This is a genomic window from Alteromonas sp. ABH4_456 (genome assembly GCF_056160645.1).
In genome coordinates this window covers 1-14,093 of the sequence record NZ_JBSWXO010000003.1, presented here as the reverse complement: position 1 = coordinate 14,093, position 14,093 = coordinate 1, and the positions used below count along the sequence as shown (strand labels likewise).

The following is a 14,093-nucleotide window of genomic DNA, read 5'->3' as shown; positions in this document are numbered from 1 at the left end:
AACGTATCTGCAGGCAGTTTGCAGATATTCTGTTGTCCACCTGTACAAATCAAACAGCCGGCAAGTGCCGGCTGTTTAATTTCAGTAAGGATGCATGCTTAAGCTTACTGTTTTTCCCGCTTGAATTTAGCGATAACAGACCAGGCTTCCAGCATAACCAGCACACTGACAACCAGTACCACTGCATCCAGGAATACCAGCAGGTAATTTTCCGCTGCCCAGTATTCCTGAAGCTTAATGACACCGGCAAAGAATGCCATTACCAGAACAAACGTCATCGGAATAAGCGTGTATATGGCCGGGCGGTTCATTTTGATCAACATTACCGAGATAACCAGCAATGTCAGTGAAGCCAGGATTTGGTTAGTCGACCCGAACAATGGCCAGATGATCATACCGCCGGAGCCGGATGCTCCACCGGCACCGAATGACAGCAGCAAACAGGTACCCACTGCAACCAGCGTAGCGACAACGCCATTTTTGAGGATATTAAGGTTATAAATCTCGCCCCATTCCTGGATGATGTAACGTTGTAAACGCACACCTGAATCCATGGTAGTACCGGCAAACAGTACCACCATAACGGCCAGAATGGTGGATGAGAAATCTACCGGTAATCCCCAGCCTTGCTGGATAAGGTTTGCACCACCGGTAATGAAGGCAGAAACGCTTCCGTCACCAAGGTGGCTGTACACTTCGTGCCATTCTTCAGGGGATGCGGCTAAGGCCACGCCACTCACTGCAACGATGGTGATAAGTGCAAGACTTCCCTCGCCTACGGCACCGAGATAACCAACGAAACGGGCATCAGTCTCTTTATTCAACTGCTTGGAGCTGGTACCGGAAGATACAATGCCGTGGAAACCTGAAACAGCACCACAGGCAATGGTAACGAACAGCAGCGGGATAAGGCTCGGTGTATCAATAGCAGTTTGCGTATTAAACGCCGGTGCTGTGATATCCGGCATAGACATAAATACCGCTCCGTACAGCAGCAGTAAGCCAACCAGTAACTGCATACCGTTGATAAAATCACGTGGTTGCAGCAGCATCCAGACCGGTAACAACGATGCAATGGCTGCATAGATGAACAGAATAATGATCCAGTTGGCGTTAGCGGATAATCCAAACATGGTTTCCGGCAGCTCAAGAGGGATATAACTGCCCGCGTAAACCGACGCATAAAGCACAATAATACCAACCACACACATGGGGATAAGGCTGAAATTGCGCTTGAGCAACTGACCAATCACCAGGGCAACAACAATCGCCATCCAGGCAGGGAAAACCGCGTTAGGCTGAGAGACAAACGACTTGGCAATCACCACGCCGAATACCGCATTTACCATCAGCAGTACCAGGAAGATGACGACCATGAAAAGCGCACGGGAGCGTTTCCCGATAACACTTTCAGACAGCGCCCCCATGGACTTCCCTTTATGGCGGTTACTCGCCCACAAAGCGCCCATATCATGAACACCGGCGAAGAAAATGGTACCGAATACCACCCACAGAACGGCCGGAACCCAACCCCAATATACGGCGATAGCCGGCCCGACGATAGGAGCAGCACCGGCTACGGAGGTAAAGTGGTGGCCCCATAAAACAACTTTGTTTGTGGGAACGTAATCGACTCCGTCGCGCAGTTCGTGAGCAGGCGTCACAAAACTGTCGTCGAGACGGAAAATTTTATCGGCAATGAACCTGGAGTATACAAACCATCCTAGTAGCATGCCTATGATGCCAAGGACGACGATCATTATTGACTGCATAGATTAATCCTGAGTTAGAGGGTACGTTGTTATCATTATTTAAAGTAACGAAATGCACACTGAGTTGTGAAGCTTTTTTATACAGCATTGACAGGCGTGTGACGACACATCCTGATAATTTACAAGCTGTTAAATTTTACCTGCGTACATAATGCATTTCAGTTCATTCACCTGAATAAATGCAACACTGCCCGGAGAGTGCGGAAATTCTAATACGATTCGATGCGATGTCCGCCCCGGTGTTCCCGTTTTACGGCATACATCAACTCGTCAGCTTTCGCCAGTAAAGTGGTCAGTTCAGCATGCTCACGCTTCAGCAGAATTGCGCCGACGGTTGCAGAAACAGCACACGTGCCGACGCCTTCAACAGGTACCGGTACGCTGATCATATCGATAAGCAGTTTGCACTGAATGTCGATGTCATTCAGGAAGGTCTTACCTGCCAGCAAGCCAACAACAAATTCATCACCTCCCCAGCGACAGCATACACAGGTGACATCGGCAAAAAATCTCGGGATCCGGCTTCCCACCGCTTCAAGTACTTTATCTCCGGCTTCATGACCATACTCATCGTTCACCGGTTTAAACTTGTCCAGATCGATCATCATCAATACAAAGGTTTTGTCATTACCGGCAGAGGCAGAGATAAGATTTCTGAGGAAAGGTTCACCGCCACGCCGGTTATGCAAACCGGTGAGGGGATCATGTTCAGCAGCAAAGCGCACCTGCTCTTCACGTCGCATGCGCCCGGTAATATCATTAACGATAACTTCAATGAGTACCTCACCCTCGCGATGCTGACTGATACGTTGTTCACTGACGCAAGCAAACAGACAGTGCACCCATTTAACTTCCCCGTTCTCGTAATAAGAAAGGTCGACAGAGTCCTGTTCAGCGTTTTCTCTTTTTGAGAAGCTGGAAGCGATGGCTTCAACTTGCCCGGACTCGTTAAATTTACGACAAAATGTATCCAGCGAACTGATATTACCCAGCATGCTTCTGAACGCCGGATTTGCCTGCAACAGGCCTTTTTTCGGGGAAATCAGCGCAATACCTATAGTGGCCCTTTCAAAAAGAAGACGGAATTGCCGTTCCAGTTTCTCGGTGTCTTTGCGAAGTTGCTTTTCCTGTAAGTAGAAATGCCGGGTTGCGGATATCATTCCGTTCATCCGGCTAATCAGCTTGCCCAGTTCGTCCTGCCGTTTCTTCACTATTGTAATAGTTTGCAGGTTGTCAGGATCGGAAGGGTCAACCCGCTCAAACTCGCGGCTCAGCTTCAATAATGGCCTGGACAGCATTTCGTTAGTCACAATTGCTACGGCCACGGTAATGCAAAGAGCAACCAGTAACATCGATAAACTCCCCTGCATCGCGAACTCGCTTACGTTGCGCTGAATAAATTCAATATCCGGGTATACAGAGAGCTTCCCGATGGTTTGATCTTCGATAAACGGGTGAATCAAAGGAATAACAACACCGCCTTCCGGCGTTATAAGCTCTCCGCTTTGGGCCAGTACCCCTTCATTAGTTGTCACCACCGCAGCCATAACTAAATCATTTCTCACCAGACCTTCGGTAATCTCCTTCGCCAGAATATCGTCTTCCACATAAACGGCGATAGCAGAAGGCTTGCGGGTACTGTCAGCGAGTTGTGCCACCAGTTGTTTAGTGATAAACATCAGAGAGTCTTCGCTCTGCTGATACACGATACTGCCACCGGCAATGGCAATAATCCCTCCGATAAGAGCGATAATAGAGGCAACCCGGATGTGTAGTCTGCGTAGAAACATTCGTGCAATCCGTTTGCGTTACGTCAAAATGTTGTACTGTATGTCAGGCTGACAACGTTGCTCATTTGGTCTCCGGATACTTGCTGATACAAACTCACTCCCCAGAGCGCATAACCGGGAACGTCAATCCAATAATGGTCATACTGGAATTTTATTGCTGACGACGGCGATACATCCCACCGAACTCCCACACTAACTGAGCGCTGGCTTTGTGAAATCGCATTCGAAATCTCCTGGCTGGCGAACGACAGTAAACCGAGATATTGTGCTGTTTCTGCATCTGGCGCTTGTGAGAAATCAGGAACTGGCAGTTGCCGGGATGATTCAGTTTCGTCTATCCCCGCGAAGGTGATGTAAGGCAGCAAGTCGCCAAAACGGTAGCCAAGACTGATATACCCGGAGACATAAGGAGATAAAAGGGTCCAGGCTGAATCCATCGCGACCATTTCTGCCATGACTAGCCATTCATCGTTGTTGTACTGATACCCTAAAGACAAATACCAGATAGCCTCATTGTCCATGTGCAAATGATCATAGACTTCATCAACGCCCGGCCAGAGCACATCAGGTACCGCCAGAAGGCTATCATAATGGGCCTCGAAATCTCCTCCGTTAAAATGGGTTCTGTCTCCCATAAAGTAGGATCCGGTTACCTTTACAAGCCAGTCGTATGCCTCGTATGTTGTAGTCGCATTCAGGACATAGTCGTAATAAATCGTGGTAAAACTGTCGAGGGCAAACAGATTACTTTCTGACTTTCCGGCAGCAAATGTGTGCTGCCACACGCCGTTATTCGCATTATGGCGGTATTGGATCTCAGCACCGTCCACATACGACACCGATGAAGTGGGCAAATAGAAATCGACCGGCGGTCTTACCCAGGGATAGGCATAGCTGACATTTCTGTATTCAGAGAGTAAATAGGCGTTGTAATTCATCCGGCCAACACGGGCCGACCAGTTCCTGTCGAACTGATAGCGAAGAAAGGCCATTTCAAAATAGTTAGCAACTTCGCTGTCTCCGCGGTCCTGTGCAATAGCCTGTACTACTAAGTCCAGATCGTTTGAGAAGTGATAGTTGAACTGGAACCCGACCATAGTATCTGTGAAGACATTAAAATGCTTTCTGGGCTTATTCAGATAAGAGGAACGGAAAGCAAGTTCATCGTTACTGCTGTAACTGGCGCCTACCGTCGCAAACCCGCTGAACCGCCAGTTATCGTCATCCGCGCACTGTGCTGCGGCAGAGACCAGCAATAAAGGTAAAGTGAGAAAGAGACGGATTTTATTCGAGTACAAGAACAATTTTCATCTCCTCTGAAACAGCATTCATTGGAACATAGGCAATATAGTGCTGATTGCCATTAAACAACTCGCCGAGATTCGCTACCGAATTCACCTGCACCGGCGCTTTGGCACGACCGGAAAACAGTAAGCGGGACCAGTACGAGTTCACCTGACGCAGAGAACGGTTTACCAGTGTCTGATAAAACTCTCCTTTCAGATTAAGCTCAGATTTGTAATCAAGGGGAATAAGTACTTCGCCGTCAGATGTCTCGGTAAAACGCCCCATAAATAAATCGATAACTTCAGCTTTTGAAAGGGACTGTACGGCACTGTCGGAGTGAACGACGACAGCAATAGAGTTTTCAGCATTTAACGCGCTTGCATGAAAAGACGTTGTACAGAATACAACGCTGAACAGCAGCCAGATAATTGCCACACTTTTTGTCATGAAGAAGCTGGGATTACTGAGTAACGAAGAAGATGACTTAACTATAGCCAATATGTTTTAAGTTGCTAATTTTGCGGGAGGAAAAGAAAAACAAAAAAGGCCGCTTGCGCGACCTTTTTTTGGACTAGTGTGTAGTCATCAATTACTTGATGATTTTAGCTACAACACCAGCACCTACTGTACGACCACCTTCACGGATTGCGAAGCGCAGACCTTCTTCCATCGCGATTGGAGCGATCAGGTCAACGACGAATTTCAGGTTGTCACCAGGCATTACCATTTCTACGCCTTCTGGCAGCTCAACGGCACCAGTTACGTCAGTTGTACGGAAGTAGAACTGTGGACGGTAACCTTTGAAGAATGGAGTGTGACGACCGCCTTCATCTTTAGACAGTACGTATACTTCAGCTTCAAACTGAGTGTGAGGAGTGATTGAACCAGGCTTAGCCAGTACCTGACCACGCTCAACGTCATCACGCTTAGTACCACGCAGCAGAACACCAACGTTCTCACCTGCACGACCTTCGTCAAGCAGTTTACGGAACATTTCAACACCGGTACAAGTAGTTTTGGTTGTATCTCTGATACCAACGATTTCTACTTCTTCACCAACTTTGATGATACCTTGCTCAACACGACCAGTTACAACAGTACCACGGCCTGAGATTGAGAATACGTCTTCGATTGGCAGGATGAACGGCTTGTCGATAGCACGCTCTGGCTCTGGAATGTAAGAATCCAGTGCTTCACCCAGTTCGATGATTTTCTTTTCCCACTCTGCGTCACCTTCAAGGGCTTTCAGAGCAGAACCTTTGATTACTGGCAGATCGTCACCAGGGAATTCGTATTCAGTCAGAAGTTCACGAACTTCCATTTCAACCAGTTCCAGCAGCTCTTCATCATCAACCATGTCACATTTGTTCATGAATACGATGATGTAAGGGATACCAACCTGACGACCCAGCAGGATGTGCTCACGAGTCTGTGGCATAGGGCCATCAGTCGCAGCAACTACCAGGATACCGCCGTCCATCTGAGCAGCACCAGTGATCATGTTTTTAACGTAATCAGCGTGTCCCGGGCAGTCTACGTGCGCGTAGTGGCGGGTAGGCGTGTCATATTCTACATGTGAAGTAGAGATGGTGATACCACGAGCTTTTTCTTCAGGCGCGTTATCGATTTGGTCGAAAGCCTGAGCTGAACCACCGTAAGTCTTTGAAAGGACGGTAGTGATTGCTGCAGTCAGAGTGGTTTTACCGTGGTCAACGTGGCCGATAGTACCCACGTTTACGTGGGGTTTCGTACGTTCAAACTTTTCTTTTGCCATTTTTCTAGTATCCCAGCAAAGTTACGTTAAAAATAAAAAACAATTAATTTAAACATGAGCTGGGGAGAAATGGTGCTGATAGGCAGATTTGAACTGCCGACCTCACCCTTACCAAGGGTGCGCTCTACCAACTGAGCTATATCAGCACGGAAATTGGAGCGGGCAGCGGGAATCGAACCCGCATCATCAGCTTGGAAGGCTGAGGTAATAGCCATTATACGATGCCCGCGTTCCTAATTCTCTGGCCACCTCAATGAAAAAGTGGTGGAGGGGGCAGGATTCGAACCTGCGAAGGCTGAGCCGGCAGATTTACAGTCTGCTCCCGTTGACCGCTTGGGTACCCCTCCAGAGTTTGATGAATGGTGCCGACTGCCGGAATCGAACTGGCGACCTACTGATTACAAGTCAGTTGCTCTACCAACTGAGCTAAGTCGGCTCCTCATCAAGTGGGTGCGCATTCTAGAGTAAGTTATTACTCCGTGCAAGTGTCTTTTTTATTTTTTTCGTTTTTTTTGTCGGAGCGTTTTACTCTTTCAAATTAAACGAAAAATGTTACGCAAAAAGCTGACTTCTTGCGTAGCGGGCAAGACCTTGCACCACCAAATTCGCGGAACGGATAGTATCAGTGGAATGATTTATTGCAAGCATATTTTTATCTCCACCGCCAATAATTACAGCAAAATCGGATCGTTTGCTTAGCAAATAATCAATCACGCTTAAATAAACACCATTTAGTGCTGCATGACAACCCTGTGCAACGCACATTTCAGTAGAAGAGCCTGGTGCTAAATTTTGCGGTATTGAGTTGTCTGAGGTGACTCTTGCTGTATTTTTAACCAGAGCATCACGCATAAGATGAAAACCGGGACTTATCCAACCGCCTAAATGTTGACCATCTTCTACAAAGTCACAGGTAATTGCAGTACCCATGTCGATCACACAAAACATTTTTCCGGTCATTTCCTGTGCAGCGACCATCGCCAGCCACCGGTCGACACCCATTTTTGTGACATCTTGATAGCTGTTGCGTACACCAAAATTTTCTTTTTCGGTAAAAATTTCCTGAATGACTCTATTTTCTGTGTCACAGAAATGAATAATTTTTTCTGAAATGTCTTTTTTACCCACATTAGATAAAAAAATATGAGAGAAATTTGAATCCGACAGCCAAAGAACAAATGCTTCTGCATCTGTATGAACAAGAGGCTCTGAATCTTTAACATCAGCAAGAGCAACAGACTTTATTCTGCTGTTCCCGGCATCAACCAACAGAACGGCGGTATCAGATACCACGAAGGCTTACCTCACCGCCATGGAAGCGGGTAATACCGTCTTCAGTTTCTACCAGCAGCGCCCCGCTCTGATCCACACCACGGTCAATACCGGAGAAACGCTTGTCGCCCATTTGCAAAACAATTTTCTTGTCTGCAAATAAATCCAGAGATTCCCAGTAAGGTACGAACTTGCCGAAGCCCCGCTGAGTAAACTCAGGCAACAACTCCCGGAGTGATTCGATAACAGCAGCAGCGAGCCTGTTACGGTCGGGCACTTCACCTAAGTAGCCGGTTAAATCACTGTGAGGTTGACCCACATCATACTGGGTGTCGGGTACATTCACGTTCAGGCCAATACCAATGACACTGTGCGCAGTAGCGCCGATCTGGCCCTCAACTTCAATGAGAACACCGGCCAGTTTACGGCCATTCAGATAAATATCATTCGGCCACTTAAGCTGCGCATCTTCAATTTTGAATTTTCTTAACGCTTCGCAGATGGCTACCCCAACGAGAAGGGACAATCCGGCCATGCTTTGATAACCATCCGGAAAAGACCAGTACATAGACATAGTAAGACTGCCTCCCACCGGCGCAGTCCATTTACGACCATGGCGGCCCTTACCGTCTGTTTGAACTTCGGCAAGTATTACGTCACCATCAGCTAAATCGTGCCGTGCTGTTGCAATACGTTTTTTCATTTCTGTATTGGTGGACGCCAGTACCGGCTCTACCTGTATGGTCGACAACCCTGGTCTGGCCAGGTGTTTTTTGATTTGCTCTGTACTGAGCATAGGAAAACCCTGATTCAATCTGTAACCTTTACCTTTTACTTTAAATACATCCAGGCCCCAGTCAGCAAGCTGCGAGATGTGCCCTGCCACAGCGGTTCTTGAAAGCCCTACCTGTTGAGCAATGATTTCGCCGGAATGAAATTGTCCGTCAGCCAGCACAGACAAAATGTGCTGTCGTATAATTTTCGAGGCCTGCTTCATAACGTAATTACTCCGGATTTGCCAACAAGCCTGACTTCCGGCTCCAGCTGAATATCAAATTTTTCATTTACGGCATTAATAATATCACCCGCCATCTTGATCACGTCCTCACCGGAAGCGTTTCCGGTATTGGTCAGCACCAAAGGTTGCGTGGGATGACATCGCACACCACCCGTTTCGCGGCCTTTGAATCCACATTGATCGATTAACCAGGCTGCAGGCACCTTTTTACCGCTCCCGGCTGCAAATCCCGGTACTTCTCCGTATGTATCTTTAATTTTTTCGTAACGGGCCGCGGTAATGACAGGGTTTTTAAAGAAACTACCGGCATTGCCCAACAGATCAGGATCAGGCAGCTTTGCCTTTCTCACTTCAATCACTTTGTTGTAGATACTTTCCGGTGTCGGGTCCTTCAGTGTTGCAAGCTCCCCATAAGACACAATCAGCTCGTTATTTACCGGCAGACGAAAATTAACGTAGGTGATCAGTACGTTTCCCGACAGACGGCGTTTAAACACACTGTCGCGATATCCAAATTCACATTTATCGTTGGATAACGTGTGCTGTTCACCGGTGGTGATATCAATATACTCAACAGACTCGATATATCTGCCGACCTCTAGACCATAAGCCCCGATGTTCTGTATTGGAGCTGCACCTGCAGACCCCGGAATCAGTGCCAGATTTTCTAAACCGTACCAACCATTATTTAAACAGTGAGTAACCAGGTTATGCCAGTTCTCACCGCCGGCGACGCGCAGCCTGTAACTATCTTCGGAGGTATTAACTTCTATTCCCCGCATGCCATTGATAAATACCGTGCCGTCAAAATCGGATAAAAACAGCGTGTTGCTGCCCCCACCCAGAAGATAGCTACAGGCAGACTCCCGCCAGTTCAGGAGAAACTCATCCGGCGTTGTAAAATGACAAACAGCTTTGCAATTGGCCGGGAGCTGGAAAGTGTGGTGTGATGTTAGTGTGGGCACAGTCTAATAATACTTTTTCTCTTTGCCGCAATGGTAGGCGAACTAAGCCGGGAATAAAAGCGTCACAAAGAGTTAAGGAGGTTAGCTACAACAGGTTTTGCACAAGACAGGCTCTTTTGCCGTAATTAAGTTTTTTATTTATCGTTTAAATGAAAGAAATGGGCAACTACGTCATAAAGATTCGAGCGGGTGGTATAGTCCTTTCCATTGCCCTCATCATCCTTGCTTATTTTATACAAATGAGAGATGCCAGCTCTTCGCCCGGCTTCAATGTCAGACAGCTTGTCTCCTACCATGACACTCTGCTTCAATGAAATATCTAACTGTTCCGCGGCTTCCAAAAGCATACCCGGTTCAGGCTTTCTGCATTTACAGGTAACAAGGTATCTCCCTTCTCCATGCTTGCTATGGTGAGGGCAATATTTGACGGCTTTAATACTGACTCCTTCCTTCTCAAATTCACACAGCATCCATTTTGTTAAAGATTCAAACGCTGCTTCATCGTAATAGCCACGGGCAATACCGGATTGATTTGTAACAACGACTATTTCGTATCCATTTTTTGTAATAGAGCGGCAGGCGTCAAAAACCCCCGGAACAAAGTCAAATGATTCAGGTGTAGAAATGTAACCGTGATCGATATTGATAACGCCGTCTCGGTCGAGGAAAAATGCTTTTGCTTTCATACTGAACAGAAAATCTATTTACTAAATAGTTTATCACTCACCTGTGAATGAAGTCAGAGAATTAGCACATAAAAAAGCCGCACTTAAAATCGTGCGGCTATCACTTTTATTTCAGGTAATTGATGTTTTAAATACTTACGAACGACGGAAGCGACGTAAAGCAATCAAAGACAGTGCAAAGATACCTAATGTAGCAGGTGCAGGTACTGTAGTTGGTGGCAGGCTTGACTGATCAAGTAATGCATATCTTAGCTGGCCACCGGCATACAGTACTTCACCCATTCCGTTACCCCAGAAAGACACCGTTGTAAATTCATCACTGTCATCAAAGGCTGCTACAAAAATTTCGTAAACTGTACTGGCAGGGTTAGCCTGAGAAGGGAATTGACCTTCCACATTAGATGATGCAGATGCAACCATAATCGGAGCACCGCCATCGAATGAAATAAATAAATCAGTGGTAGGTGCTGTACAGCAGGTAGCCCAGTCGCCTACTTCAAAACCGACTGCATTAACCGGTGAATCAAAAGTGAAAGTAATACCACTGTTAAAATAATCCATTGGATCTGTGCGCGGATTTGTTCCACCACCAGCAGGATCAATACCAATAACGCGTCCGGACATCGAGCCATAACCTGAACCGTAACCATAACCACCGTCATTTTGAGTGATTACATAGTCACCGCGGTCAATGCTATAGCCATTTGAAAGCGTATTCCAGATGTCAACAGTTACAGTCTCACCGGCAGCAGCCACTGTGCTGTCAAATGATGCTACGCCATCAGCGATGCCTTCAAAAACCGTTAAAATTGTTGCGTTTGCAGAGAAGGCAGAAGCCAGTGTCAGACCAGCAACAGCTCCAAATTTCAAAACTTCGTTTTTCATTTCCAGATCCTTATAAGTCCATTTCCCGTAGTATAACCAAAACTACTTAATAAAATTCTGTACATTATCATCGACAGTACAAAAACTCTCACGCAACAAAAAGGCCAACCCAGCAGAACCCCTTAAACCATTGAAAAAACAATCAGTTCCCACCTTCTTAAAAAGTTAAATATCAGTTGTTGAAAATTTATTGTAAATTTATTCGACACAGAGTTTTTCTTATTTCTAAATTCATATAAGAAATTTTTTCTCAAACCTTAACGGCCAGCATCTGTGAAAGGGTCGTAACCGTCCGGTAATCCCACCTAGCGTTTAGCAAACTGCCATGGTAGAAGTTGTCCGAAATCGGTGTCGGGCTTGCTGAGCTGCTCCAGGCAGTTCATGACATACTCGAACACATTGAGGTCGTTGGCTTTCGCCGTTTCGATGATGCTGTAGAGGATGGCGCTGGCATTGGCACCGCTTGCGGTCTGGCTGAACAGCCAGTTTTTTCTGCCAATGACGAACGGTTTGATGGCGCGTTCTGCGCGGTTATTGTCGATGTTGAGATGACCATCGAGTGTGTAACGAACCAGTTTATGCCATTGATTAAGGCAGTACTTTATTGCTTCTCCGAGTTTTGTTTTCGGTAACACCTGTTGAGCTGATTTTGTCAGCCAGCTCTCAAGCTGATTAAGCAACGGCAGACTCTTTTCCTGCCGTTGCGCATAGCGGGTTAAGGCTTTCTCTTCTTTTAACTGTGTTTCGACACGGTAGAGTTTCTGGATGTGGTTTAGTGCCCAGTCGGCTTTGCCACTGCCTTTACTGCCAGCGCCTTTTTTCGCTTCCATAAACTTGCGTCTGGCATGAGCCCGGCAGCCGACTAAGGTGACCTGCGTTTGTTCGTAGCCCTGATAACCATCCACTTGCAGGTAGCCGCTACAACCATCAAGGAAGTCCACGGCACATCGCCCGGCACGACTATTGTGATAATCGTACAGTACTATGTTGGGGATGGCTGAGCCGGTGATGGTTGCTTGCAGTGAATCTGCACCGGTTGCATACAGCCACATGTAACTGGTCGCTTTGTCAGAATCGACAACCTTCAGTGTGGTTTCATCCGCCTGAATAACCGGTTGTTGTAGCAAATGTTGAAGAAGCTTGTCATAAAGCGGCTTAAATAATTCAGCACAACGGATTATCCAGTCAGCCATGGTTTTGCGGCTGAGTTCGATGCCATGCTGTTTGAACATGGCTTCCTGCCGGTAGAGCGGCAGGCCAAACTGGTACTTGCTGGTGATTATCTGACTTAACAGGCTCGGCGTTGCATAGCCTTTGGGGATAACGCTATGTGGTACCGGCGCTTGTTTGACCGTATTGCTGATACCCTCTTTTTCGCAGGTACGGCACACATACTTCGGCCGTACATGCTCTATCACTTTGACCTGAGCCGGAATGAACTGAAGTTTCTCAGACTTATCTTCACCGATGCAGTGCAGTGCAGTGTGCCAGCGCAGCAATCACAGACTTTATCTTCATCAGGGATATCGTGGACGATGACTTCACGCGGCAAGTCCTCAGGCAATGGTTTACGCTTAGGTTTATTGCGCGTGTAACTGATGTTTTCCTGCTCTGGCATTTCAACATCAACAGCCAAATCTTCCGCCTCATTAAACAGTTCGCCCTGACCGGGGTGGCCCTCGGCGCTTTTGCCAAACTGTTTTTGCTGTGCGATACGGAACTGTTCTTCCAGATATTGATACTGGTTATTCAGTTCCTGGAGCTGCTGCTCCAGCTCAGCAATGCGGCGTTGATAGTCTTCTTCGTTCATAAGGCTATTATCGCCGTTTAAGGTACTGATCACCCGATATTATTCAGACTATTTCGTGATCGATGAATGCTGCTTATGATCACCGGTTATAAGCCGGACGCCGTGTATTTCAACGCATGTGTCCTATCACATCGAAGCCGGATAACAACCATTGCAACTGCTGCTCACTCAGGTGCATCTGACGTAATTCAACGCAGAGCCATTTCACTGGCACACTTTATTCGATATAACGTTTACATCCCTTGCAGGACGGCCTTCAGGCGCTGACAGGGAGCTTCGACTTAGTCACCGGATAGGAGGAACAGTGTTTAACTGGAAAGCCATACTGAAGCCCGCGGACTGGGCCTCAATTCTTAAGCATACCGGCCTGCTCGCTTATGCATTTATTGCCAGTATCTTATTCAAATCTCTGGGATTCATTCCGTCACATCAGGTGCCGGTAACCATGCTCATCGCATTTGTGTCTCTGGAATGGATGTTTTTCCAGCGCACTAAGTTCACTTCTCAGTAAGTCTTCTTTTTTATGATCCCTCCGGATACTCACAATCAGTGTCCGGTTTGGCTGTCCGTATCTCTCTCTGCTCCCCTTTCCTATCAACTTTTCAATGATCATTCCTCTTCTGAAATCCTTCGGTAGACAGACAATTATATTTTAAATAACTGAGTGGCTGGCTCCGGCAAAAAGTGATTCAGCCTTAATGTTATGGCTTTTGACTAGCAGAGATTCTGACCAGAGAAAAGAAACGAAAAAAGCCCGCTCAGATGAGCGGGCTTCTTCGTAATTGGGAGCCTGACGGTGTGCTACTCTCACATGGGGAGACCCCACACTACCAT

The 14,093-nt window shown here is 46.9% G+C and carries 12 protein-coding genes, 4 tRNA genes and 1 pseudogene; 1 reads left to right on the top strand and 16 read right to left on the bottom strand.

The annotated features are described in order from the left end of the window. Positions 1-104: 104 nt before the first annotated feature. From ACXAG2_RS05390 to tnpC, 15 genes and pseudogenes are all read right to left on the bottom strand, one after another. Positions 105-1,772 carry a carbon starvation CstA family protein gene (locus ACXAG2_RS05390; RefSeq protein ID WP_474865035.1) on the bottom strand — a complete coding sequence of 556 codons (1,668 nt, stop codon included), beginning with the start codon at positions 1,770-1,772 and terminating at the stop codon, positions 105-107. A gap of 209 nt (positions 1,773-1,981) precedes the next feature. Beyond that, the gene (locus ACXAG2_RS05385; RefSeq protein WP_474865033.1) at positions 1,982-3,562 is read right to left on the bottom strand and encodes a sensor domain-containing diguanylate cyclase; all 1,581 of its coding nucleotides are present in this window, start codon (positions 3,560-3,562) and stop codon (positions 1,982-1,984) included. Positions 3,563-3,585: 23 nt separating this feature from the next. Beyond that, complete coding sequence (locus ACXAG2_RS05380; protein WP_474865031.1) at positions 3,586-4,860, bottom strand: hypothetical protein; 1,275 nt, start codon at positions 4,858-4,860, stop codon at positions 3,586-3,588. Next, positions 4,847-5,347, bottom strand: a complete 501-nt coding sequence (locus tag ACXAG2_RS05375) for a hypothetical protein (protein ID WP_474865029.1) — start codon at positions 5,345-5,347, stop codon at positions 4,847-4,849. Before ACXAG2_RS05375 ends, ACXAG2_RS05380 begins: the two co-directional genes overlap by 14 nt. Before the next feature lie 91 nt (positions 5,348-5,438). Next, entirely contained in the window at positions 5,439-6,623 is a 1,185-nt protein-coding gene (gene tuf / locus ACXAG2_RS05370) for an elongation factor Tu (protein WP_474845340.1), read from the bottom strand. Positions 6,624-6,693: 70 nt separating this feature from the next. Next, positions 6,694-6,769: transfer RNA gene (locus ACXAG2_RS05365), tRNA-Thr, on the bottom strand. A gap of 8 nt (positions 6,770-6,777) precedes the next feature. Next, positions 6,778-6,852: transfer RNA gene (locus tag ACXAG2_RS05360), tRNA-Gly, on the bottom strand. Between the two features lie 33 nt (positions 6,853-6,885). Beyond that, a tRNA-Tyr gene (locus ACXAG2_RS05355) sits at positions 6,886-6,970 on the bottom strand. Between the two features lie 13 nt (positions 6,971-6,983). Next, a tRNA-Thr gene (locus ACXAG2_RS05350) sits at positions 6,984-7,059 on the bottom strand. 116 nt (positions 7,060-7,175) lie between these two features. Continuing rightward, positions 7,176-7,916, bottom strand: coding sequence for a type III pantothenate kinase (locus ACXAG2_RS05345; RefSeq protein WP_474865027.1), 741 nt, complete (start codon positions 7,914-7,916; stop codon positions 7,176-7,178). Then, complete coding sequence (birA, locus tag ACXAG2_RS05340; RefSeq protein ID WP_474845344.1) at positions 7,906-8,892, bottom strand: bifunctional biotin--[acetyl-CoA-carboxylase] ligase/biotin operon repressor BirA; 987 nt, start codon at positions 8,890-8,892, stop codon at positions 7,906-7,908. Before birA ends, ACXAG2_RS05345 begins: the two co-directional genes overlap by 11 nt. Further along, complete coding sequence (gene murB / locus ACXAG2_RS05335; RefSeq protein ID WP_474865025.1) at positions 8,889-9,878, bottom strand: UDP-N-acetylmuramate dehydrogenase; 990 nt, start codon at positions 9,876-9,878, stop codon at positions 8,889-8,891. Before murB ends, birA begins: the two co-directional genes overlap by 4 nt. Before the next feature lie 134 nt (positions 9,879-10,012). After that, positions 10,013-10,564, bottom strand: coding sequence for a D-glycero-beta-D-manno-heptose 1,7-bisphosphate 7-phosphatase (gene gmhB, locus ACXAG2_RS05330; RefSeq protein ID WP_474865023.1), 552 nt, complete (start codon positions 10,562-10,564; stop codon positions 10,013-10,015). 135 nt (positions 10,565-10,699) lie between these two features. Beyond that, positions 10,700-11,449, bottom strand: a complete 750-nt coding sequence (locus ACXAG2_RS05325) for a hypothetical protein (RefSeq protein WP_474865021.1) — start codon at positions 11,447-11,449, stop codon at positions 10,700-10,702. A gap of 305 nt (positions 11,450-11,754) precedes the next feature. Further along, positions 11,755-13,259: pseudogene (gene tnpC / locus ACXAG2_RS05320) on the bottom strand (IS66 family transposase). Between the two features lie 304 nt (positions 13,260-13,563). Here tnpC and ACXAG2_RS05315 point away from each other — a divergent pair. Continuing rightward, the gene (locus ACXAG2_RS05315; RefSeq protein WP_474843447.1) at positions 13,564-13,770 is read left to right on the top strand and encodes a hypothetical protein; all 207 of its coding nucleotides are present in this window, start codon (positions 13,564-13,566) and stop codon (positions 13,768-13,770) included. A gap of 141 nt (positions 13,771-13,911) precedes the next feature. On the opposite strand, the gene ACXAG2_RS05310 is transcribed toward ACXAG2_RS05315, so the two are convergent. After that, a partial coding sequence (locus ACXAG2_RS05310) for a hypothetical protein (protein WP_474865019.1) occupies positions 13,912-14,093 on the bottom strand: 182 nt, incomplete at its 5' end.